The following is a 22,598-nucleotide window of genomic DNA, read 5'->3' as shown; positions in this document are numbered from 1 at the left end:
CACCGCCGGAGCTTTCCACCCCCAGGGATGCCCCCAGGGGTAATATCCGGTATTAGACCTCGTTTCCAAGGCTTGTCCCAGAGTGCAGGGCAGATTGCCCACGTGTTACTCACCCGTTCGCCACTGATCCACCCCGAAGGGCTTCACCGTTCGACTTGCATGTGTTAAGCACGCCGCCAGCGTTCGTCCTGAGCCAGGATCAAACTCTCCGTGAATGCTTTGGCCTTTAAATAAGGCACAGTATTCGCGCAGAGCGGCACAGCATCCGCTGGAATGAGCGGACCCGTGCACAGCGTCCTCGCTGAAATTTGTTTCTCAAAAGTAACTGGCGTTGACTTTTGGCACGCTGTTGAGTTCTCAAGGAACGGACGCTTCCTTCGGCCCCGTTTCACCGGGCCCTCCGGGCGCTTCCTTCGTTATCCACTCTATCAGAGCTTTTCAGCTCCGATTTCCAGTGGTTTTGTCATCCCATTTCCCTCCCCCTTCGGGGGGTGGTGGCCGGGGCAACTCGGAGAACGTTACGGGGCCCGGCAGGCCGAGTCAAATCGGCTGCCGGGCCCCGTCGGGGACCGTCCGCGCAGGTCAGGAGTTGGTCGGGAAGCCCAGGTTGATGCCGCCGTGGCTCGGGTCGAGCCAGCGCTGGGTGACCGCCTTGCCGCGGGTGAAGAACTGGACACCGTCCGCGCCGTAGGCATGGAGGTCACCGAAGAGGGAGGCCTTCCAGCCGCCGAAGGAGTAGTAGGAGACGGGGACCGGGATCGGCACGTTGATGCCGACCATGCCGACCTCGACCTCGTTCTGGAAGCGCCGGGCCGCGCCGCCGTCGTTGGTGAAGATGGCGGTGCCGTTGCCGTAGGGGTTGGCGTTGATGAGCGCCAGGCCCTCGTCGTAGGAGTTCACCCGGACGACGGACAGCACGGGGCCGAAGATCTCGTCGTTGTAGACGGACATGCCGGGCTTGACGTTGTCGAAGAGCGTCGGGCCGAGCCAGAAGCCGTCGACGGAGTCCTCGCCCGCGATCGGGTGCTTCCGGCCGTCGACCACCAGATCGGCGCCGTCGGCGACACCGGAGTCCAGGTAGGAGACAACCTTGTCGCGGTGCACGCCGGTGACCAGCGGGCCCATGTCGGAGTCGCCGTTGCAGCCGGGGCCGACCGTCAGGGTCGCCATGCGGGACTTGATCTTCTCGATCAGCTCGTCCGCGATCGGCTCGACGGCGACGAGGACCGAGATGGCCATGCAGCGCTCGCCGGCCGCCCCGAAGCCGGCGTTGATCGCCGCGTCCGCGGCCAGGTCCAGGTCGGAGTCCGGCAGGACCAGCATGTGGTTCTTGGCGCCGCCCAGAGCCTGGACGCGCTTGCCGTAGCGGGTGCCGGTCTCGTAGACGTAGCGGGCGATCGGGGTCGAGCCCACGAACGACACGGACTTGACGTCCGGGTGCTCCAGCAGGCGGTCGACGGAGACCTTGTCGCCGTGCACGACGTTGAAGACGCCGGCCGGGAGGCCGGCCTCGGCCCAGAGCCCGGCGAGGAAGTTGGCGGCGGAGGGGTCCTTCTCCGACGGCTTCAGGATGACGGTGTTGCCGGCCGCGATGGCGATCGGGAAGAACCACATGGGGACCATCGCCGGGAAGTTGAACGGCGAGATGATCGCGACGGGGCCGAGCGGCTGGCGGATCGAGTAGACGTCGATGCCGGTCGAGGCCTGCTCGGTGAAGCCGCCCTTGAGCAGCTGCGGGATGCCGCAGGCGTACTCGACGACCTCGAGGCCGCGGGCGATCTCGCCCAGCGCGTCCGAGTGCACCTTGCCGTGCTCGGAGACGATGATCGAGGCCAGCTCGTCCTTGCGCTCGTTCAGCAGCTCGCGGAAGCGGAACAGCACCGTCGAGCGCTTGGCCAGCGAGGCGTTGCGCCAGTCGGCGAACGCGGTGACGGCGGCGGAGACGGCCGCGTCGACCTCGGTGATGGTGGCGAAGTCGACCTGGCCGGAGACCTTGCCGGTGGCCGGGTCGTAGATGTCACCGCGACGCGGGGCGGCGCCTGCCGTGGGAACGGCCTCGCCGGCGATCCAGTGGGTGATGTGCTTGCTCAACGTCTGCCTCCGAGTCCGGGCGGGGCACTACGGGCTGCTGTGCGGTGCCGCGCTCTCTACATTCTGTTTCGGCCGGAAGGCGCCCTCAATCCACAGCCTGTCGGGTGATTCGCCGTCTGCCTTACACCCCGTCCGGCTCCCGGGGTTCGTGGTCGCCTCGTCCGTCACTCCCGTCTCCTCCGTCGTCGAGCTCCCCACCCAACCCGGCGGTGAGCAGCGCCGCCGCCTCATGCATGGCGAGCTCCAGCAGCATCGGGTCGTTGAGCAGGCCGGTCCCGTCCGGGGGCACCAGCCAGCGCAGGCCGCGGCCTGCCCGGGAGGGGTGGGGGACGGCGAGCCAGGTGCCGGGGCCGGCGGTGCGGATGCCGGTGCCGACCCAGCGGGCGGCGGTGCCCGGGGGCACGAGGAAGCCGAAGCGGTAGTCGCCGAAGTCGACCAGGACCGGTCCCGGGTCGTTGTCGAGGCGCAGCAGTACGTCGGCGGTGAGTCTGCCCAGGTCGCCGGGGACGATCAGGACGTCCCAGAGCCGGCCGGCGGGCAGCAGGGCGATGCCCATGGCGCTGCGTTCCCACTCCCATCGGCACGCCTCGGGGTCGGGGGCTGCCGCCGCCAGCCACGCGATCGCGGTGTTCGGTTCGACACTTCCCATGACTCTCGCCCTCCACATCAGCCGGCCGGGCCCCGGGGGTGGCGAAAACCGGGGCTAAGGGGAGAGAGCGGTTCGACGTCCGACTCTTACAGCGTTTTCGGGACCATCGTGAGCGGGGCCCGGCTCGCCGTGACGGGAAGGCGCGTATAGGCGCGAAAGCGGCGCACACCCGCTATAGGGTGTGCGCCGCCATGCACATGCAGAACCAGTCGGGCTAGCTGTCGAAGCCGAGCCCGAGGGCGTCCATGGTCTTCAGCCAGAGATTGCGCTTGCCGGCGTTGTGGTCGGCGCGGTCGAGGGACCAGCGCGTCATCTCGATACCGATCCACTTCACCGGTTCGGGCGGGAACGGCAGCGGCTTGGACTTGACCATCTCCAGCTCGGTCCGCTCGGTTGGCTCGCCCGCGAGCAGGTCGAGCATGACCTCGGCGCCGAAGCGCGTCGCGCCGACGCCGAGGCCGGTGTAGCCCAGCGCGTAGGAGACCCGACCCTTGTGGGCGGTGCCGAAGAACGCGGAGAAGCGGCTGCAGGTGTCGATCGCGCCGCCCCAGGCGTGGCTGAACTTCAGGCCCTCCAGCTGTGGGAAGGCCGTGAAGAAGTGCTCGGCCAGCTTGACGTAGGTCTCGGGCCGGTGGTCGTACTCGTCGCGGACCTTGCCGCCGTAGTGGTAGACGGCGTCGTAGCCGCCCCACAGGATCCGGTTGTCGGCGGTGATCCGGAAGTAGTGGAACTGGTTGTTGGAGTCGCCGAGGCCCTGGCGGTTCTTCCAGCCGATCGAGGCGAGCTGCTCCTCGGTCAGCGGCTCGGTCATCAGCGCGTAGTCGTAGACCGGCGCGAGGAACGGGCGGACCCGCTTGACCAGGTTGGGGAAGATGTTGGTGCCGAGCGCGACATGGCGGGCGAAGACCCGGCCGTAGGGGGTCTTGGCGGCCATGCCCGCGCCCTTGGGGGCCAGGTCGGTCGCCGGGGAGTGCTCGTGGACACGGACGCCGAGCTCCATGCAGGCGCGCTTGAGGCCCCAGGCCAGCTTGGCGGGGTGGACCATGGCGACGTCGTCGCGGTGCCAGACGCCGGCGAGGAAAGTGGGCGAATTGACCTCCGCGCGGACCGCGTCCGCGTCGAGGAACTGGGCCTCGGTGCCGTACTCGCGCATCTGTTGCACGCTCTCGCGCAGCTCCTCGACCTGGTGCGGCTCGGTGGCCACGTCCAGCTCTCCGGTGCGCTCGAAGTCGCAGTCGATGGCGTAGCGCTTGACCGCGGCCTCGATCGCGTCGAGGTTCTCCCGCCCGAGCCGCTCCAGCGTGCGCAGCTCGTCGGGCCAGCGCTCCAGGCCGTTGGAGAAGCCGTGGGTGAGGCTGGCCGCGCAGAAGCCGCCGTTGCGGCCGGAGGCGGCCCAGCCGATCTCCTTGCCCTCGAGCAGGACGACGTCGAGGGAGGGGTCGCGCTCCTTGGCGATCAGGGCGGTCCACAGGCCGGTGTAGCCGCCGCCGACGACCAGCAGGTCGCAGTGGGTGTCGCCGACCAGGGCCGGCTCGGGCTCGGGCTTCGCGGGGTCCGCGAGCCAGAAGGGGGTGTACTGGACGTCGGCGATCGAGTGGGCCGGATCCATAGGTCTCACTGCTTTCTTGGTCCCGGCGGCCGCTCCGGCCGCCGGCACGTAGAGGGTGGGAGAGTGAAGGACTGACTACCGGTCGCCGAAGATCGTGCGGTGCCAGTCCTTGCGGGCCAGCGCGGTGATGTCCTGCATCACGTGCTTGACCTGCGTGTACTCGTCGAGCGAGTACTGCGACATGTCCTTGCCGTAACCGGAGGCCTTGTAGCCGCCGTGGGGCATCTCGCTGATGATCGGGATGTGGTCGTTGACCCACACGCACCCGGCCTGGATCTCGCGGGTGGCGCGCAGGGCGCGGAAGGTGTTGGTGGTCCAGGCGGAGGCGGCCAGCCCGTAGGGGGTGTCGTTGGCGAGCTCGATGCCCTCGTCGTCGGTGTCGAAGGGCAGCACGACCAGGACCGGCCCGAAGAGCTCCTGCTGGACGATCTCGGCGTCCTGGGCGACGCCGGTGACCAGCGTCGGGCGGTAGTAGGCGCCCTGGGTGAGGTCGGTGCCGTCGTGGCCCTTCTCGGGGGCGAAGCCGCCGGCCGCGATGGTGGCACCGTAGCCGCGGGCGCGCTCGACGAACCCGGCGACCGAGTCGCGCTGGCGCTCGGAGACGAGCGGGCCGAGGTCGGTCTGCGGGTTGAACTGGTCGCCGAGCCGGATCGAGTCGAAGAGCTCCGCCGCGCCGGCCACGAAGGCGTCGAAGAGCGGGCGCTGCACGTAGGCGCGGGTGGCGGCGGTGCAGTCCTGGCCGGTGTTGATCAGCGCGCCGGCGGCGGCGCCGTTGATCGCGGCCTCCAGGTCGGCGTCGTCGAAGACCACGAAGGGGGCCTTGCCGCCGAGCTCCAGGTGGGTGCGCTTGACGCCCTGGATCGCGACCTCGCCGACTCGGGTGCCGACGCCGGTGGAACCGGTGAAGGAGACCATCGCGACGTCGGGGTGTCCGATCAGGTACTCGCCGACGCTGCGGCCCTTGCCGGTGACGACGTTGACGACGCCGTCGGGGATGCCCGCGTCCGTGCAGGCCTGCGCGAACATCAGAGAGGTCAGCGGGGTCAGCTCGGCCGGCTTGAGGACGATGGTGTTGCCCGCGGCGATGGCCGGGAGGATCTTCCAGGCGGCCATCTGCAGCGGGTAGTTCCACGGCGCGATGGAGCCCACGACGCCGATGGCCTCGCGGCGGATCGAGGAGGTGTGCGTACCGGACCACTCGCCGGTGGCCTTGCCCTCCAGGTTGCGGGCGGCGCCGGCGAAGAAGGCGGTGTTGTCGACGGTGCCCGGTACGTCGAACTCGGTGGTCAGCTTGATGGGCTTGCCGGTCTGGGCGGACTCGACGCGGGCGAAGTCCTCGGCGCGCTCCTCCAGGATGGCGGCGAGCCTGGTGAGCGCGGCGCTGCGCTCGGCCGGGGTGGCCGTCGACCATGCCGGGAAGGCGCGCTTGGCCGCGGCCACGGCGGCGTCGACGTCGGCCGTCGAGGCCAGGTCGACGCGCTGGACCAGCTCACCGTTGGCGGGGTTGGTGACGTCGAAGGTGTCACCCGAGGTGCCCGGCCGCAGGGCTCCGTCGATGTACTGGGCTCCGGCGTCGAAGCGGTCGCCGACGATGGTCCGGTCCATGGGTATCTCTCCTCGGGAGCATGCGATGGGCGGAGCGCCCATCCTGCGACGATGCCTGCTCCGGGAAGGGCCGGGCAAGCGACAGTCTGCAAGGTGGATCACCATCAGCATGACACGGTGCAAAGCAGATGCCGGGCGACACCTCGTTGCCGGAATGTCGCGTGAGCCTGACACTATGAAGGCGTTCCCACCCGCTCACAGAGTCGAAGGACCCGCCATGTTCCCCACCGTCGCCCGCGTCCTGGAGCTGGACGTGGTCAGCCGTGGCCTGCCGGAGGTCGTGGCCGGGGCGCAGCACCTGGAGCGCCCCGTGCGCTGGGTGCACGTCAGCGAGCTCGCCGACGTGGCCGACATGCTGCAGGGCGGGGAACTGATACTGACCACCGGCATCGCGCTGCCCGAGGACCGCGAGGGCCTGGCCCGATACGTGCGGGAGCTCGCCGACGTCGGCGCGGCCGGTCTCGTCGTGGAGTTCGGACGCCGCTACTTCGACTCACTGCCGCGGGCGTTGGTGCACGCGGCCGAGCAGCGCGGGCTGCCGCTGATCGCGCTCCGGCGCGAGCTGCGCTTCGTCCAGGTGACCGAGGCCGTGCACGCGCTGGTCGTCAACGCGCAGCTGGAGGAGCTGCGTTCGTCGGAGGAGATCCACCAGACCTTCAACGAGCTCGCCGTCGAGGGCGCCGAGCCGGTCGAGGTCGTGCGCGAGGTGGCCCGGATGGCCGGCGCGCCGGTGATCCTGGAGAACCTCTCGCACCAGGTGCTCGCCTACGACACCGCCGGGCAGAACGCCCAGGTGGTGCTGGCCGGTTGGGAGTCCCGCTCGCGCGGTGTGCGGCCGCAGGGCCGCACCGGGTACGACCCGCGCACCGGCTGGCTGACCACCTCGGTCGGCGCCCGCGGCCACGACTGGGGGCGCCTGGTCCTGATCGGCAGACCCGGCTCCACCCAGGAGGACGCCGTCCCGCAGACGGCCTCGCACCGGCACACCATGCTGGTCGAGCGTGCGGCGGCGACACTGGCGCTGAACCGGCTGATGGTCCGTGACCGCGAGTCGCTGGAGCGGCAGACCCACCGCACGCTGCTGTCCGGCATCCTCACCCACGCGCTCACCGTCTCCGACGTGGCGCTGCGCGCCTCGGCGCTCGGCGTCCCGCTGGAGGGGCGCCGACTCGTCGGCGTCGTACTGCGGCAGCGGCGCGGCCCGCTGCCCGCGGCGCTGGAGGCGCAGGCGCGGCTGCGCGACTTCACCGAGACCGCGGCCGCGGCGGTCCGCGAGCGCCGGCTGACGGCCCTGGTCGGCGCGCTGGACGACGAGGCCGTCGGTCTGCTGGTCTCCCTCGGCCCCAAGGACGACGAGCACGCCGCGCTCGACGGCTTCGCGGGCGTGCTCCGCCGGCTGGTCACCGAGCAGGAGGACGGCCCGGAGCCGGTCGTCGCCGTCGGCTCCTCCGTCGGCTCGGTCCGCGACGCCCGCCGCACCCTGGTCGAGGCCACCCAGGTCGCGGACGCCGCCCTGCACGACACCCCGTCCGCACCGGGCACCCGCACCGCCTCCTACTACCGCCTGCCCGACGTCCGGCTGCGCGGCCTGCTCCACCTGCTGCGCGACGACGCCCGCCTGCAGACGTACGTCGAGCGCGAGCTGGGTCCGCTGCTGGCCTACGACGCGGAGCACAACAGCCAGTTGATCGCGATGCTGCGCATCTACCTGGAGCAGGGCCGCAACAAGTCCGCGGCGGCCGACGCGGCACACCTGTCCCGCCCGTCCTTCTACGACCGGCTGCACAAGGTCGAGCGGGTGCTCGGCGTGGACCTGGACCAGGTCGAGTCCTGCCTCTCCCTCCACGTCGCCCTGCTGGCGCTGGACGCCGTGCGGCGCTGACGGTCAACTGCTCCGCAGCAGGCGGAGGTCGACGGCGTCGGCCATGGCCTGCATACCGGCGTCGTCGGGGTGGATGTGGTCACCCGAGTCGTAGACGGGGTTGAGCGCCGCGATGTTGTTCTGATCGCGCATGACCCGGTCGAAGTCCACGACGCCGTCGAAGGCGCCGCTGGTGCGGATCCACTGGTTGACGGTCTGCCGCAGCGTCTCGGCGGTCGGCGTGTAGTAGCCGTTGCCCTGGATCGGCAGCAGGGTGGCGCCGATGATCCGGACGTGGGCGGCGTGCGCCTGGCCGATCAGGGTGCGGTAACCGTCGATCAGCTCCGCGACGGTCAGCGGTGTCCCGTTCGGTCCGGCGTTGTTGCCGATGTCGTTGATGCCCTCCAGCAGGATCACGTCCTTGACGCCCGGCTGCCCCAGGGCGTCGTGGGCGAAGCGCTGGAGCGCGCTGACGCCCTGCCAGGGGTTGGGCACGTCGGTGAGCACCCGGTTGCCGCCGATCCCGGCGTCCACCACGCTCAGCCGCTGCGGGCCGGGTCCGGCCTGGAGGCGGTCGGCCAGCAGGTCGGGCCAGCGGTGGTAGGTGCCGGTCGAGGAGTGGTAGCCGTCGGTGATGGAGTCGCCGAAGGCCACCACGGCGCCCTGGGCCGTCGAGGGAACCACGTCCAGGCCGGAGAGGTAGTACCAGGAGCTCGTGGACGCCCTGAACGCGGACGCGACGGTGTCGCCCGCGTGGTCGCCGGAAGCGGTGAAGCTGGTGTCGAACGCGTCGGAGTGCCAGGTCGACGGACCGGTGGCGTTCGGCAGGTAGAGGCTCACCAGCAGGTTCTCCCCGGCGTGGACCGCGAGGGGCACGGCGTCACCGGCCACCTCTCCCCCGGCCGGAACGGTGACCCTCGCGGCGTGGCCGAAGGTGACGGCCCGGACGGTGCCCGGGACGGCCGTGCCACCGGCCGCCTGGACAGCGATCGTCGCCTCCGCGACGGCGAGCGGGGCGCTGCTGTACCGGTTCGACAGCGTGATCCGGGCGGCCACGCCCGCGACGCTGCTGTGCGCCACCATCCGGATCGTCTGACGGTCGAACGAAGGCCCGGCGGTGGTCATGCTCGGGGACCACGCGGCGACCAGGTCGCCGCGCGTGCCGGACGCGGCGTGAGCGGCGCCGAGGGAGGACGTCGCGAGCGCGAGCACGAGACCGGACAGCACGGCGGCCGTGGCCTGGGGAAGTGCAGGGGACATCGTTGCCTCACTCCGCTCGTCAGAGGTTGCGCAGGGTGACCGAACCGCCAGGAGCCACGCTCACCCGGTGCGATCCGCCGTTGGCCGCCAGCGTGGTGCTGCCGCCGGTCGCACTGTGCAGCGTCACCTGGCTGATCCTGCCGTTCTTCCAGCCGAAGTCGGCCGTGAACCCGCCGCGTACACCCACACCGGTGACCGAACCGGAGGCCGCCCAGGCCGTTGGCAGCGCGGGGAGCAGCTCGACATAGCCCGGTCGCGAGTAGACGAGCATCTCGACCGCCGCGGAGGGGGTGCCGAGGTTCGCCTCGATCTGGAAGATGCCGTAACCGTCCGAGATGTTGAGGATGTCGAAGAGATTGGCCGCGCTGCCGTTGGCTCCGTCGACGGCCGGCTTCAGGTTGGTGACGTACAGCCGGTAGGCGTTCTCCGCGTGCTTCAGCCGCGCCCAGCAGGCGGCCCGCCAGGCGTTGGCCCAGCCGTAGCTGTTCATGCCGCGCGCGGTCAGCAGCGCGGTCGCCCCGGCCAGGAGGTCCTTCGGGGTGGAGTCGTCGGGACGGATCCGGTCTCCGGGGAAGAGCCCGATCAGCGGGGAGAGGTGGCGGTGCTGGGGGTCGCCCAGGTTGTCGGGCGTCATCCACTCCTCCAGCCAGCCGGTCGTGGGGCTGACCACCGGCAGGTACAGCCGCTGCCGGAGCCCGGCGACGGTCCTGGCGTACTCGGAGTCCCGGCCGAGGACCTCGGTCGCGGTCCCGTAGTGCCCGAACAGGTTCCACACCAGCTCCTGGGCGTAGGTGATGCCCCTGGCGTTCAGCGGTCCCTGCTCGGGCGACCAGTCGCTGTCATCGATCAGCACCTCGCGGGTGGCCCCGGAGGGGTCGGTGACGGTAGCGCCGACCAGGCGGGCCTCCCAGAACTGCACGGCGCCCTTGAGCAGCGGGTAGATCTTCTCCAGGTACGCCCGGTCCTGGGTGTACTCGTAGTGCTCGAAGAGGTTGAGGCAGAGCCAGGCGTTGCCGGGCGGGTGCCACCACCAGCCGCCTCCGCCGTAGGGGTTGGTGGAGATGGCGATCGTCCACCCGGCGACCTTGCCACTGGAGTTGGCGTAACGGTTGTCCGCCGAGTTGAACAGCCGCCCGGTGATGTCCGTCCAGGAGGGCAGCTGCGCGAGGCAGTAGTCGGTGAAGGCGTCGAAGCAGGCGGGCAGGCCGAGCCGGTCGGCTGCCCAGTAGTTCATCTGGACGTTGATGTCGGTGTGGTAGTCCGCCATCCAGCCCGGGTCGTTGCCGTCCAGCCACAGGCCCTGGAGGTTGAGCGGGAGGCTGCCGCGCGAGCCGGAGACCATCAGGTACCGGCCGAACTGCAGGTATCCGGCCTCGAGTTCCGGGTCCGGAACGTTGTCCCGCCAGCGGGCCTGGAGGCGTCCGGCGGTGTCCAGAAGGCGCTGGGAATCCGAGGAGGCGCCGAGGTCGAGGGCGAAGGAGCCGAACGCGGCCCGGAAGTCCGCGACGTGGGTGTGCAGCAGCGCGGTCGGCGTCTGGCCGGCCGCGGCGCGGACCTTGCTCTGCGCGAGCGGGAGGGGATCGACGGACGGGTCCCGGAAGCCCGCCGCGAAGTCCGGCGCGTAGTCCGTGCCGCCGCTGACCACGACCGTCAGGTCCTGGCAGCCGCTGAAGGTCAGCGAGGTCCCGGCACGGCCGACCGTTCCGGTGCTGCTGGAGAGGGTGACGGCCGCGCCGTACCTGAGCCCGTTGGCCAGGGTGCCGCCGAAGGAGGCGAGCGGTCCGCTGTCCGTGGCGCCGGTGGTCTCGCCGTGGGTGCCCGCGAGCGAGACGGCACCGGTGTAGGAGCCGCCGCCGCGCTGGGAGAAGTGCAGCACGACGACGTCGTCCGGGCGGCTGGCGTAGATCTGCCGCTGGTAGCTCGCCTCGCCGATGTCATAGGTCGTGGTGAGCAGGCCCTGCGCGAGGTCGAGCGTGCGACGGTAGTTGTTCACCACTCCCAGGTCGTGCGCGGGGATGTTCACGGTGAGCTGGGCAAGCAGCGTGTAGGAGCCGAAGTCGTCGCGTCCGTACGGAAACTGGCCGTCGCTCTGCAGGACGTCGTTCCGGCCGCCGGTCCACAGGGTCAGGTCGGTGAGGTCCAGCAGCTCGGCGGCGGGGTCGTTGCCGGCCAGCGCGCCGAGCCGGCCGTTCCCGACAGGCAGGCCCTGCGTGATCATCGTGTCGGCGGAGGCGGGCGCCTGCCACCACAGCTGGTTCCGGGCCGCCTGCGCCGGGGCGAGCAGCGGGGAGGCGGTCGGACGCACGGGTGCGGCCGAGGCGGTGAAGGGCGCGAAGCCGCCGACAGCGGTGGCGGCGCCGGCCGCGGCGGCGAGCGAGAGGAAGCCGCGGCGGCTGGGTCGGGTGGGCTGGTCGTCCACGGTGCACTCCACAGGGGGAAGGGGGCGTGCTGGGAGGTGGGGCCCGGGTGTGGTCCGGGCCCCACCGTGGTCGCTCGGTCAGACGGCTGCCTGCGGGACGTCGATCCTGTCGATGTCCGGCGAGTACCAGCTGCCGCTGTCGAAGGTGATGGTGTTGGTGCCCGCCTTCAGGCCCAGCTGGAAGCTGATGCGGTGGACCGTGTTCCAGTCACCGGTGTCGGGGAAGGCGAGGCTGGTGCCGCTTCCGGTGCCGGAGTAGACCCTCGCGGTGCGGTCCGAACTGCCGCTGATGTAGTCGACAGTGATGGTGTAGATCCCGGCCTGCTTCACCGTCACGTCGTTGAACCGCAGCGTGGCGCCCTGGTAGAGGTTGCCGACCTTCTTGCCGCCGGAGCAGGTCGCGCAGGCGAAAACGGCGGCGGTCCCGGTCAGGGTGTTGTCCGGGGACTCGGCCTCGTAGGCGGTGGTGGCCAGCGGGCTGCCGCCGGGCCGGACGGTGAACAACCGGGAGCCGTGGGCGGGCAGCGCCTCGGTGATCCGGTCCCGGTAGTCGCCGAGCTCCTGGTGGTTCCACAGGTCGCGCACCGAGGCGTTGCCGTGGAAGCCGAGGGCGGCCCAGTAGGCGGTGACCGGCTCCGGCGCGGCGGCGAGGTTGAACAGCGCGACGGTGTAGCTGCCGTCCGCGTTCCGGGCGGCCCAGACCTGCTGGTCGCCCATGGTGCTGACCGGCCGCGCGACCGGGGAGCTGTTCTGGTCGACGCCGATGACCTCACGGTTGGTCAGCAGCGAGAGGCCGTAGCCGTCGAGCTGAGTGAGGTCGTCACCGGAGAAGAGCGGGGACTTGTTGACGGCCCAGAAGGTCAGGTAACTCTGGCGCTCGGCCGGGGTGATGCCGTCCATGGCGCCGTTGCCGACGTCGAGCGAGTCGAGGTCGTTCCAGCCCCCGGGGCCCGCCACGTCACTCCAGGCCGGGGCCTCGTTCCAGCGGACCTTGACCGAGTTGTCCCAGGTCACCAGGGTGCCGCAGTAGCACTCGACGTCGGTGTCGATCCGCCAGCCGTTGGAGTACTGCTTCCACTGCGCCGCGTAGTCCCGGTCGAGCTTCCAGGACAGTTCGAGGTGGACCGGGCGTCCGGCGGTTGCGATGGCCTGCTGCCAGGCGGCGACGTCGGGGACGTTGTTGTACTGGTCGCCGGACTTGTCCGAGCCCGGACCGACGCCGTCCAGCTTGAGGAAGTCGTAGCCCCAGCCCGCGATCAGCTGCGCCTGGGAGTCGACGTACTTCTGCGTGCAGGGGTTGCCGAAGTTCAGCTTGTAGGAGCTGTCCCAGCCGTTGGTGGTGCGCAGGTCGGGGTAGACGACGTCGGCGGTGGTGCAGCCCGGGGCATTCCAGATCGGCGTTCGGCCGCCTCCGTACGCCCCCTTCTCCAGGCCGACCGGCAGGTAGATGCCGGCTTTGAGGCCGAGTGCGTGGATCCTGTTGGCGACCGCCTTCATGCCGTCGGGGAACCGTCCGGGGTTCGGGGCCTGCCGGCCGTACTGGTCGAAGCCCTCGTTCCAGGCGTCGTCCATCCACCAACCGGCGTCGATGTTGACGTAGTCGTACCCGTAGGGCTTGAGCTTGGTGGCGAGAGCGTCGGCCTGCTTCAGCACGTTGGCCTCGGTCAGGTAGCTGTAGCTGCCGTTCGGGTTGAGCCCGGGATAGGAGGAGGACTGCATGCTCCAACTCGACCAGCCCATGTAGGGCGTGGCGGCGAGGGCCGGGGGAGCGCCGGTCGTCGAGGTCTGCGTCACGGTGGTGGTCGTCGCGGCCTGGGCCCGGCCGGAGGAGAGCGGGGCTGCGGCGATCAGTCCCGCGGCGACGGCCAGCACGAGTCCGGTTCGGGACGTGCGGCTCTGCGGCATCACTGCTCCTGACTACTGGTGAACTCCTGACTGCTCCTTGCTGGTGACCGGTGTTGCTGATGTTGCTGATCCGATGAACGACTGGATGGCGGTTGCCGCGGCGCCGCGCGCCCACTCCTCGAACGGCAGCGGACGGGTCACCACGTCGCACTGCGCGGCGGTGCCGAAGGCGGCGGCCGCGAAGGCGTCGCGGATGCCGTCGGCGAACAGGTCATAGGCGGCCAAGCCCTCCCCCGAGATGACCACGCGCTCCGGCCCGAGGAGGTTGACCACCGAGCCGATGGCCCGGCCGATGGCCTGTCCCGCGGCGGCGTAGACCTGCCGGGCTCCCCGGTCTCCGGCGCGGGCCAGCTCCAGGGCCTCCGCCGGGGTGGTCACCGGGCGCCCGGTGACCTCGCGGACGGCCCGCACGATCGCCGGGTCGGCGGCGACGGCCTCCACGCAGCCGCGGTTGCCGCAGTAGCAGGGAGGACCGTCGGGGTCGATGGAGACGTGCCCGAGCTCCCCGGCCACGCCGTGCGCGCCCGAGACCACCCGGCCGTGCACGACCAGCCCGCAGCCGATGCCCGCGCCGACGGTGACCAGGGCGAAGCTGTCGAGGCCGACCCCGGCCCCGAACCACTGCTCGGCCACGGTGAGCGCGCGCACGTCGTTCTCGACGGTGACCGGCAGGCCGGTCGCAGTTCCGGCGATCCCGGCGAGTGGCACCTCGCGCCACTCCAGGAACGGCGAGTACCGGACCATGCCCTCGGCGCTGTCGACGTCGACGTCACCGGAGACGGCGATGCCGAGGCCGCGCACCGCGACACCGAACCCGTCCGCCTCGGTCAGGAGTTCCCGCACCAGCTCGGTGAGCACGGGCAGCACCCGCTCCGGCGCGCGCCCGGTGAGCGGCAGGCGGGCTGCCGCCCGGACCCGGCAGCACAGATCGGTGAGCACCGCGATGATCTCGTCCCCGGTCACCTTGACCCCGACGAAGAACGCCGCCCCCGCATCGACCCGCACCAACGTCGCCGGCCGCCCGAGCGCCCGACTCCCCTCCCCGGGCCCCTCCACGAGATACCCGGCGGCCATCAACGGCCGCACCGCCTTGGTGACGGCCGCAGCGGACAGCCCGGTCCGCCCCGCGATCTGAGCGCGGGTCAGCGGGCCGTGCGAGAGAACGATGGTGAAGACGCTCTCCCCGGAGGCGAGTGAGGTCATGGCTGGAAAGCTAGGGGGATTCTTTTCCATCGTCAATGAAAGAAACAGAATCCTTCTGATCCTCTCTCAACTACCGTCAGATCATGGCGAATAGCGATACAACAAGGGTCAGATCAGGTGATTCGAAGGACCACAGACCCCAAGGGGCCACGGACCCGCCCACTGGCCACCTGGCTCCGGCGGCCAGGGCGTCGTAGCCCCGACGAAGTTCGGGCCGACACCCACGCTGACCGCGAACGCCAGTGATGGCGGAGGGCGCGGACGACGGCATCCACGCGCATCAGGTCTTCGGGTGATGGCAGGGTAGTGCCCGTGGACGACATCGACCGGGCCATCCTGCGGGAGCTGCAGAGCGACGGCCGGATCCCCTACGCGGACCTCGGCCCCAAGGTGGGCCTCTCCCCCTCCGCCGCGCGGCAGCGCGTGCAGCGGCTGATCGACACCAAGGTGGTCCAGGTCGTCGGCGTGACCGATCCGATGGCGATGGGCGGGCAGGCGATGGCCCTGCTCGGCGTCAAGGTCGACGGCGACGCCCGGGCGGTCGCGGACCTGCTCGGCCGTCGCGACGAGGTCGTCTACTCGGTGCTCACCTCGGGCGGCTACGACCTCTTCGCCGAGGTGGTCTGCCACGACCCGCGCACCCTGCTGGACTTCATCAACGACGTCGTCCGCCCCGCCGAGGGCGTCACCGCGGTCGACAACTTCCCCTACTTCGGGATCCACACCCACCGCTTCGCGTGGAACGTGTGAGGGGCCCACGGCTGCTGCCGTGGGCCCCTCGGTGCGTCAGGATGTCACTCCGCGATGGAGGTCATGACGTGCTTGATGCGGGTGTAGTCCTCGAAGCCGTAGCTGGAGAGGTCCTTGCCGTAGCCGGACTTCTTGAAGCCGCCGTGGGGCATCTCGGCGACCAGCGGGATGTGGGTGTTGATCCACACCGCGCCGAAGTCGAGGCGCTTGGCCATGCGCATCGCGCGGGCGTGGTCCTTGGTCCAGACCGAGGAGGCGAGCGCGTACTCGACGCCGTTGGCGTTACGGACGGCCTCGGCCTCGTCGGAGAACTTCTGCACCGTGATGACCGGGCCGAAGACCTCGTTCTGGATGATCTCGTCGTCCTGGTTCAGGCCGGAGACGACGGTCGGGGCGTAGAAGTAGCCCTTGTCGCCGACGCGGTGGCCGCCGGCCTCGACCTTGGCGTGGGCCGGGAGGCGGTCGATGAAGCCGGTGACCTGGGCGAGCTGGTTGGCGTTGTTCAGCGGGCCGTAGAGCACGTCCTCGTCGTCCGGCTGACCGGTCTTGGTCTCCGCGGCGGCCTTGGCGAGCTGGGCCACGAACTCGTCGTGGATCGACTCGTGCACCAGCACGCGGGTGGCGGCGGTGCAGTCCTGGCCGGCGTTGAAGTAGCCGGCGACGGAGATGCCCTCGACGGCGGCCGGGATGTCGGCGTCCTCGAAGACGACGACCGGGGCCTTGCCGCCGAGCTCCAGGTGGACGCGCTTGACGTCCTTGGCCGCGGAGGCGGCCACCTGCATGCCGGCGCGCACGGAGCCGGTGATGGAGGCCATCGCCGGGATCGCGTGCTCGACCATGGCGCGGCCGGTCTCGCGGTCACCGCAGACGACGTTGAAGACGCCGGCGGGCAGGATCTCGCCGATGATCTCGGCCAGCAGCACGGTGGAGGCCGGGGTGGTGTCGGACGGCTTCAGCACGACGGTGTTGCCCGCGGCGATCGCCGGGGCGAACTTCCACACGGCCATCATCATCGGGTAGTTCCACGGCGCCACCTGCGCGCAGACGCCGACCGGCTCGCGGCGGATGATCGAGGTCATGCCGTCCATGTACTCGCCGGCCGACTTGCCCTCGAGCATGCGCGCGGCACCCGCGAAGAAGCGGATCTGGTCCACCATCGGAGGAATCTCCTCCGACGCGGTCAGCCCGAGCGGCTTGCCGGTGTTCTTGGACTCGGTGGCGACGAGCTCCTCGGCGCGGGCCTCGATCGCGTCGGCGATCTTCAGCAGGGCGAGCTGGCGCTGCGACGGGGTGGTGTCCCGCCACGCCTCGAACGCGGCGGCGGCGGCGTCCATGGCGGCGTCGACGTCGGCCTGCGCCGAGAGCGGCGCGGTGGCGTAGACCTCGCCCGTCGTCGGGTCGATGACCTCGGTGGTGCGACCGTCGGCCGCATCGGTGAACGCGCCGTTGATGTAGTTGCGCAGCTTCAGAAGCTCGCTCACTTCGGACCTCTTCTCGACTTACTGCGGGGGCGACGTCGTTGTCGTCGCGCCAAGGGTAACTCCGTGCTGCGGTTATCGACAGCCCTGGACGACGAGGACGATGGATTCAGTATCGATTTCAAGCATCAGCAACGGAATCACTTGCGAACATTCCGACGATCAGGCAAGGTGACCACGTGGCCAACCGTGACCGGAACGCCAACGTTCCTCTCGACTCCGTCTCCAAGGCGATCATCGAACAGCTTCAGGAGGACGGTCGCCGCGCCTACGCGACCATCGGCAAGGCCGTCGGCCTTTCCGAAGCGGCGGTGCGGCAGCGCGTCCAGAAGCTGCTCGACCAGGGTGTCATGCAGATCGTCGCGGTGACGGATCCCCGAACCGTGGGTTTCTCCCGCCAGGCGATGGTGGGCATCGTGGTCGAGGGTGACGTGGAGGACGTCGCCGACGCACTGGTCGCCATGGACGAGGTGGACTACGTCGTGGTCACCGCGGGCTCGTTCGACCTGATGGCCGAACTGGTCTGCGAGGACGACGAACACCTCCTCGAACTGATCAACAAGCGCATCCGCGCGCTTCCCGGCGTGCGGAGGACCGAGAGTTTCGTTTACCTGAAACTCCGGAAACAGACCTACACCTGGGGTACCCGATGAGCGCCGACGCGGTCGCCAACAAGGACCTGTCCAAATCCGCCTACGACCACCTGTGGATGCACTTCACCCGCATGTCGTCGTACGAGAAGAACCCCGTGCCGACGATCGTTCGCGGCGAGGGCGAGTACATCTGGGACTCGAACGGCCGCAAGTACCTGGACGGTCTCGCCGGTCTGTTCGTCGTCCAGGCCGGCCACGGCCGCAAGGAGCTGGCCGAGGTCGCGCGCAAGCAGGCCGAGCAGCTCGCCTTCTTCCCCATCTGGAGCTACGCGCACCCGATGGCGATCGAGCTGGCCGAGCGCCTGGCGAGCTACGCCCCCGGCGACCTGAACAAGGTCTTCTTCACCACCGGTGGCGGCGAGGCCGTCGAGACCGCGTGGAAGCTGGCCAAGCAGTACTTCAAGCTCACGGGTGAGCCCACCAAGTACAAGGTGATCTCCCGCGCGGTGGCGTACCACGGCACCCCCCAGGGCGCCCTGTCCATCACCGGCCTGCCGGCTCTGAAGGCCCCGTTCGAGCCGCTGGTCCCGGGCACCCACAAGGTCCCGAACACCAACATCTACCGCGCCCCGATCTTCGGCGACGACCCGGAGGCCTTCGGCCGCTGGTGCGCCGACCAGATCGAGCAGCAGATCCTGTTCGAGGGCCCGGAGACCGTCGCCGCCGTCTTCCTGGAGCCGGTGCAGAACGCCGGTGGCTGCTTCCCGCCGCCGCCCGGGTACTTCCAGCGCGTCCGCGAGATCTGCGACCAGTACAACGTGCTGCTGGTCTCGGACGAGACGATCTGCGCCTTCGGCCGTCTCGGCACGATGTTCGCCTGTGACAAGTTCGACTACGTGCCGGACATGATCACCTGCGCCAAGGGCATGACCTCGGGCTACTCCCCGATCGGCGCCTGCATCATCTCCGACCGCCTGGCCGAGCCGTTCTACAAGCAGGACAACACCTTCCTGCACGGCTACACCTTCGGTGGCCACCCGGTCTCCGCGGCGGTGGGCCTGGCCAACCTCGACCTCTTCGAGCGCGAGGGCCTGAACAAGCACGTCCTGGAGAACGAGAACGCGTTCCTCACGACGCTGCAGAAGCTGCACGACCTGCCGATCGTCGGCGACGTCCGCGGCAACGGCTTCTTCTACGGCATCGAGCTGGTGACCGACAAGGCCACCAAGGCCTCGTTCACCGACGAGCAGTGCGAGCGCGTGCTCTACGGCTTCCTCTCGAAGGCGCTCTTCGAGAACGGCCTGTACTGCCGCGCCGACGACCGTGGCGACCCGGTCATTCAGCTCTCGCCGCCGCTGACGGCCGACCAGTCGACCTTCGACGAGATCGAGCAGATCCTGCGCGGCGTGCTCACCGAGGCGTGGACGAAGCTGTAACGGCTTCCCGCACGATCCTCCGCCGCAGGGCGGCTCCGGCTACTCCAGCCGGAGCCGCCCTGCGGTGTTCTGTCAGGGAAATCGATCACTCTTGTGAGTGATAATCACGACACGACCTGAAAAACCATCACGCAACCGGCACAGGTCTGACTCGTTCATAATCTGTGAGCCACAACTCACAGAGGCGGAGGAAGCCGTGAGCGCAGCCCCACCCGACAACGACGTGCTGTGGGCACGGTCGTTGGTCAAGTCGCACCACGGCACCCCTGCGCTGCGCGGCGTCTCCCTGAACGTCCGCCTGGGCGAGGTGCTGGCGGTGGCCGGCCCGCGCGGCTGCGGCAAGTCCACACTGCTGGACGTGCTCAGCGGAATGGTGCCCGCGGACGAGGGCGAGATCTGGTTCAACAGCTCCCCCGTTCACACGCTCGGCCGAGCGGCCCGGGAGAAATTGCGCCGCGAGCGCTTCGGCTACGTCGGCCCGGAGCCGCACCTCGTGCCGGAACTGAACGGCCGTGAGAACGTCGCCCTGCCGATGCTGCTGGCCGGCATCTCCCGCAAGGTCGCCGCGACCTCGGCCGCGGAATGGCTGGAGCGCCTCGACGTGGCCGAATGCGCCAAGCGCCGCCCCGCCGAGCTGCTGCAGGACCAGCGCCAGCGGATCGCCGTCGCCCGCGCCCTGGCCGCCGCCCCCGCGGTGGTCTTCGCGGACGAGCCCACCGCCCCGCTGCACCGCGAGTCGCAGGACCAGGTGATGCGGATACTCCTCACGGCGTCGCGCTCGCACAAGATCACGCTTATTCTGGCCACGCATGACGCGAGCGTGGCCAGATATGCCAACCGGGTGGCGGTGATGGCCGACGGACGCCTCGCCATCCCTGTCGACGCCCGGGACGCCGTCGCTCTGAGCGAGCTCGAAGAGGACGCCCCTACGTGTTCTACCTCCGTGTAGCGCGCGGCTACCGTGCGCTGGACCTGCTGCGCTGGACGCTGACCAGCGTCGCCTCGGCGGTCGTGGCCGCGCTGTTGCTGCGCGCGCTCGGCCGCGCGGTCTCCACGCCCGCGCCGGCCCCCGCCGGGCCCGCCGTGGACCGCCTGCTGTGGTGCCTGCCCGCGCTGGTGGCCGTCGGCTACCTGGCCGGCGCCTGGGCACGCGCCCTGCCGCTGCAGCAGCCGGAGCGGATGGCGGGACTGGTCGCGGCCGGCGTCGGCCCGCTGCGGATGCGGCTGCTACTGGCCGGTGAGATGGCGCTCGCCTGCGCGTTCGGCGCGGCCGTGGCCCTCGGCGGCTTCCTGCTGCTGCGCGCCCACGTGGTGGACCTGCTGCCCGACGGGCGCCTCGACAAGGCGCTCGGCACGTCCGGTGCCCTGCCCGTCGCGGGCACCGTCACCCTCCTCGCGATCATCCCCGCCCTCGGCGGCCTCGCCGCGGCGGCCTCGGTCCGGCCCCAGGACGTCGTGCCCGTGGACGGCTCCGACGAGCCGCAGCGCCGCCCGACGCTGCGCCGCATCGGCCTGGCGGCCGGGCTGCCGACCCTGGGCACCCTCGTCGTGGTGACCGCCGTGCACGTCAACGCCCCCGAGGCGGCGGCCGTCGGCTGGCTCATCGCCACGACGGGCATCGCCCTCGCTGTCCCGGTGCTCCTCTACGGTGCGGGCCAGTCCCTGGCCTGGGGTCGCCCGCGGGCGACCCGGCTGCTGGCCGGCCGCGGCCTGCAGGCCCAGGCCTGGCGGCTCGGCACGCCGCTCGCGGTGCTCGCCGTGGCCGGCGCGATGGGCGCCGTCGCCTGGGTGCAGTACGCCTCCACCCCGCACCGGCACCTCGGTCCGCTCCCCCTGGTCGAGGCCGGCCTGGTCGCCCTGTGCGTCGTGGCTGCACTCCTCACCCGCCTGGCCGAACTCGCGGGCGCCCACCGCGCCGCGTACGGCCCCCTTCGCCGCATGGGCGCGCCCACCTCCGTCCTCCAGGGCTCCGTCGCCCTCCGCACCGCCGCCGCCGGCGCGGTCGTCCTCGCCGCCGGCAGCGGCGCGGGCGTGCTGGCCGCGGCGGCGCTGAGCGTCTGACGGCCGCAGCCGACCGGTATCGGGAGGGGCTCGGCGGCCGACTGCGCCGCTGGTGGCCGTCCGTCAGAAGCCGCAGTCAAGGGTGGTGTTCGACCGCTCCACCATCGGAGCGCGGCGCGTCCTGGTGCTGACCGGGTTCTCGGCCGAGCGCCGCGGCAGCGCCTGCTGCCGGCCGCCTCGGACGACGAGCAGAACGGCGCTCGCGGCTTCCCGGAACGCCCGTCACTGCGCCGCTGCACCTGCTGCTCGGGCGGCAGCCCACCGCCCACGACCGTCTAAGGCCGCGGGCGGGACTGCATCAGCCCGCGGCGGCCAGCTGGCCGCAGGCGCCGTCGATTTCCTGGCCGCGGGTGTCGCGGACGGTGACCGGGACGCCGTGGGACTGGAGGCGGCGGACGAACTCGCGCTCGTCCTCCGGGCGGGAGGCCGTCCACTTGGAGCCCGGGGTGGGGTTGAGCGGGATCAGGTTGACGTGGGCGTTGCGGTTCTTCAGCAGCCGGCCCAGCAGGTCCGCGCGCCACGCCTGGTCGTTGATGTCCTTGATCAGCGCGTACTCGATGGAGACCCGGCGGCTGGACTGCGCCGCGTAGTCCCACGCGGCGTCCAGGACCTCGCCGACCTTCCAGCGGGTGTTGACCGGCACCAGCTCGTCCCGCAGCTCGTCGTCGGGAGCGTGCAGCGAGACCGCGAGGCGGACGCTCAGGCCCTCGTCGGCGAGCTTGTTGATCGCCGGGACCAGGCCCACCGTCGAGACGGTGATGCCGCGCTGCGACAGCCCGAAGCCGGAGGGCGCCGGGTCGGTCAGCCGGTGGATCGCCGCGATCACGCGCTTGTAGTTGGCGAGCGGCTCGCCCATGCCCATGAAGACCACGTTGGACAGCCGCACCGCGCGCGCCTCGCCGTCCTCGCCGGCCTGCTCGCCGCCGAAGTCACCGGCCTTGATCGAGCGCATGCCCGCCGCGATCTGCTCGACGATCTCCGCGGTGGAGAGGTTCCGCGTCAGCCCGGCCTGGCCGGTGGCGCAGAACGGGCAGTTCATGCCGCAGCCCGCCTGGGAGCTGATGCACATCGTCACCCGGTCCGGGTACTTCATCAGCACCGACTCGACCAGCACGCCGTCGAAGAGCTTCCACAGCGTCTTGCGGGTGGTGTCGTCGTCGCAGGAGACGTGCCGCACCTCGGTCATCAGCTCCGGCAGCATCGCCTCGGCGAGCTTCTCCCGGGACGCGGCGGGGATGTCCGTCCACTCCTCCGGCCGGGCGGCGAGCCGCCCGAAGTACTGCCGCGACAGCTGGTCCGCCCGGAACGGCTTCTCCCCCAGCGCGACGATCGCCTCCTTCCGCTCCGCGGCGGACAGGTCGGCGAGGTGACGCGGCGGCTTGGCCCCGCGGGGAGCAACGAAGGTGAGTTCACCGGGAAGGGGCTTAGGCATAGTTCTTCCAGTGTCGCAGATGCCCGACGCGTTCCCTGAGGGGTGCCCGGAGGGCGGTCCTCAGCGGCGAGCGCGCTTCCGGACGAGGGTGGCGACGGCCCCGACGAGCAGCGCGAGCCCACAGATGACGATGCCCGCGGTGGAGGCGCCGCTGGTGACGATCAGGTCGGCGCACCCTCTCCGCCGCCGGCGCGAGCTCGAAACGCCGCAGGCCCCGCCGGGAGGGCGGGGCCTGCGGGGGTGGTG

General features: G+C 70.6%; 16 protein-coding genes, 1 rRNA gene and 1 pseudogene. 6 read left to right on the top strand and 12 right to left on the bottom strand.

Translation table 11 applies throughout. The features are described from left to right. The 5 genes from DN069_RS16380 to DN069_RS16355 all read right to left on the bottom strand — a co-directional run. A 16S ribosomal RNA gene (locus DN069_RS16380) occupies positions 1-215 on the bottom strand; the annotation flags it as partial. A gap of 367 nt (positions 216-582) precedes the next feature. Continuing rightward, on the bottom strand, positions 583-2,091 hold the full coding sequence (locus DN069_RS16370; RefSeq protein ID WP_111501737.1) for a CoA-acylating methylmalonate-semialdehyde dehydrogenase: 1,509 nt from the start codon (positions 2,089-2,091) through the stop codon (positions 583-585). A 121-nt stretch (positions 2,092-2,212) separates the two neighbouring features. Then, entirely contained in the window at positions 2,213-2,740 is a 528-nt protein-coding gene (locus DN069_RS16365) for a hypothetical protein (protein WP_111501736.1), read from the bottom strand. 214 nt (positions 2,741-2,954) lie between these two features. Then, positions 2,955-4,349: an NAD(P)/FAD-dependent oxidoreductase gene (locus tag DN069_RS16360; protein WP_111501735.1), complete on the bottom strand. Its 1,395-nt coding sequence runs from the start codon at positions 4,347-4,349 to the stop codon at positions 2,955-2,957. A gap of 75 nt (positions 4,350-4,424) precedes the next feature. Next, positions 4,425-5,954, bottom strand: coding sequence for a gamma-aminobutyraldehyde dehydrogenase (locus DN069_RS16355; RefSeq protein ID WP_111501734.1), 1,530 nt, complete (start codon positions 5,952-5,954; stop codon positions 4,425-4,427). A gap of 217 nt (positions 5,955-6,171) precedes the next feature. On the opposite strand from DN069_RS16355, the gene DN069_RS16350 reads away from it, so the two are divergent. Then, positions 6,172-7,836: a PucR family transcriptional regulator gene (locus DN069_RS16350; RefSeq protein ID WP_111501733.1), complete on the top strand. Its 1,665-nt coding sequence runs from the start codon at positions 6,172-6,174 to the stop codon at positions 7,834-7,836. Positions 7,837-7,839: 3 nt separating this feature from the next. On the opposite strand, the gene DN069_RS16345 is transcribed toward DN069_RS16350, so the two are convergent. From DN069_RS16345 to DN069_RS16330, 4 genes are all read right to left on the bottom strand, one after another. Continuing rightward, the gene (locus DN069_RS16345) at positions 7,840-9,075 is read right to left on the bottom strand and encodes an SGNH/GDSL hydrolase family protein (protein ID WP_111501732.1); all 1,236 of its coding nucleotides are present in this window, start codon (positions 9,073-9,075) and stop codon (positions 7,840-7,842) included. A gap of 19 nt (positions 9,076-9,094) precedes the next feature. Continuing rightward, positions 9,095-11,494: a glycosyl hydrolase family 95 catalytic domain-containing protein gene (locus DN069_RS16340; RefSeq protein WP_207892172.1), complete on the bottom strand. Its 2,400-nt coding sequence runs from the start codon at positions 11,492-11,494 to the stop codon at positions 9,095-9,097. 78 nt (positions 11,495-11,572) lie between these two features. Next, entirely contained in the window at positions 11,573-13,399 is a 1,827-nt protein-coding gene (locus DN069_RS16335) for an alpha-galactosidase D (RefSeq protein WP_111501730.1), read from the bottom strand. A gap of 12 nt (positions 13,400-13,411) precedes the next feature. Then, the gene (locus tag DN069_RS16330; RefSeq protein ID WP_111501729.1) at positions 13,412-14,602 is read right to left on the bottom strand and encodes an ROK family transcriptional regulator; all 1,191 of its coding nucleotides are present in this window, start codon (positions 14,600-14,602) and stop codon (positions 13,412-13,414) included. Between the two features lie 312 nt (positions 14,603-14,914). Between DN069_RS16330 and DN069_RS16325 the strand changes: the two genes are divergently transcribed. Next, positions 14,915-15,352, top strand: coding sequence for an Lrp/AsnC family transcriptional regulator (locus DN069_RS16325; RefSeq protein ID WP_111501728.1), 438 nt, complete (start codon positions 14,915-14,917; stop codon positions 15,350-15,352). 44 nt (positions 15,353-15,396) lie between these two features. On the opposite strand, the gene DN069_RS16320 is transcribed toward DN069_RS16325, so the two are convergent. Further along, on the bottom strand, positions 15,397-16,833 hold the full coding sequence (locus DN069_RS16320; protein ID WP_111501727.1) for a gamma-aminobutyraldehyde dehydrogenase: 1,437 nt from the start codon (positions 16,831-16,833) through the stop codon (positions 15,397-15,399). A 176-nt stretch (positions 16,834-17,009) separates the two neighbouring features. Between DN069_RS16320 and DN069_RS16315 the strand changes: the two genes are divergently transcribed. From DN069_RS16315 to DN069_RS16300, 4 genes are all read left to right on the top strand, one after another. Beyond that, positions 17,010-17,483, top strand: coding sequence for an Lrp/AsnC family transcriptional regulator (locus DN069_RS16315; protein ID WP_042374625.1), 474 nt, complete (start codon positions 17,010-17,012; stop codon positions 17,481-17,483). Beyond that, the gene (locus DN069_RS16310; RefSeq protein WP_111501726.1) at positions 17,480-18,859 is read left to right on the top strand and encodes an aspartate aminotransferase family protein; all 1,380 of its coding nucleotides are present in this window, start codon (positions 17,480-17,482) and stop codon (positions 18,857-18,859) included. Before DN069_RS16315 ends, DN069_RS16310 begins: the two co-directional genes overlap by 4 nt. 196 nt (positions 18,860-19,055) lie before the next feature. Next, positions 19,056-19,808, top strand: a complete 753-nt coding sequence (locus tag DN069_RS16305; RefSeq protein ID WP_111501725.1) for an ABC transporter ATP-binding protein — start codon at positions 19,056-19,058, stop codon at positions 19,806-19,808. After that, positions 19,790-20,920, top strand: a complete 1,131-nt coding sequence (locus DN069_RS16300; protein WP_111501724.1) for a hypothetical protein — start codon at positions 19,790-19,792, stop codon at positions 20,918-20,920. Before DN069_RS16305 ends, DN069_RS16300 begins: the two co-directional genes overlap by 19 nt. A 298-nt stretch (positions 20,921-21,218) precedes the next feature. Here the strand turns inward: DN069_RS16300 and rlmN are convergent, their stop codons facing one another. Continuing rightward, positions 21,219-22,352, bottom strand: a complete 1,134-nt coding sequence (gene rlmN / locus DN069_RS16295; RefSeq protein WP_111501723.1) for a dual-specificity RNA methyltransferase RlmN — start codon at positions 22,350-22,352, stop codon at positions 21,219-21,221. A gap of 60 nt (positions 22,353-22,412) precedes the next feature. Further along, positions 22,413-22,598: pseudogene (locus tag DN069_RS40930) on the bottom strand (hypothetical protein); the annotation flags it as partial.

The sequence above is a fragment of the Streptacidiphilus pinicola genome (assembly GCF_003258295.1).
Classification (GTDB): domain Bacteria; phylum Actinomycetota; class Actinomycetes; order Streptomycetales; family Streptomycetaceae; genus Streptacidiphilus; species Streptacidiphilus pinicola.
Note: the sequence above shows the minus strand (reverse complement) of the source record. Positions and strands in the feature narration are given on the sequence as shown.

Bases quoted from the DNA above. Each gene is read 5' to 3' on its own strand.
- DN069_RS16365 (WP_111501736.1), bottom strand. From the start codon at position 2,740: ATGGGAAGTGTCGAACCGAACACCGCGATCGCGTGGCTGGCGGCGGCA.
- DN069_RS16360 (WP_111501735.1), bottom strand. From the start codon at position 4,349: ATGGATCCGGCCCACTCGATCGCCGACGTCCAGTACACCCCCTTCTGG.
- DN069_RS16355 (WP_111501734.1), bottom strand. From the start codon at position 5,954: ATGGACCGGACCATCGTCGGCGACCGCTTCGACGCCGGAGCCCAGTAC.
- DN069_RS16350 (WP_111501733.1), top strand. From the start codon at position 6,172: ATGTTCCCCACCGTCGCCCGCGTCCTGGAGCTGGACGTGGTCAGCCGT.
- DN069_RS16345 (WP_111501732.1), bottom strand. From the start codon at position 9,075: ATGTCCCCTGCACTTCCCCAGGCCACGGCCGCCGTGCTGTCCGGTCTC.
- DN069_RS16335 (WP_111501730.1), bottom strand. From the start codon at position 13,399: ATGCCGCAGAGCCGCACGTCCCGAACCGGACTCGTGCTGGCCGTCGCC.
- DN069_RS16330 (WP_111501729.1), bottom strand. From the start codon at position 14,602: ATGACCTCACTCGCCTCCGGGGAGAGCGTCTTCACCATCGTTCTCTCG.
- DN069_RS16310 (WP_111501726.1), top strand. From the start codon at position 17,480: ATGAGCGCCGACGCGGTCGCCAACAAGGACCTGTCCAAATCCGCCTAC.
- rlmN (WP_111501723.1), bottom strand. From the start codon at position 22,352: ATGCCTAAGCCCCTTCCCGGTGAACTCACCTTCGTTGCTCCCCGCGGG.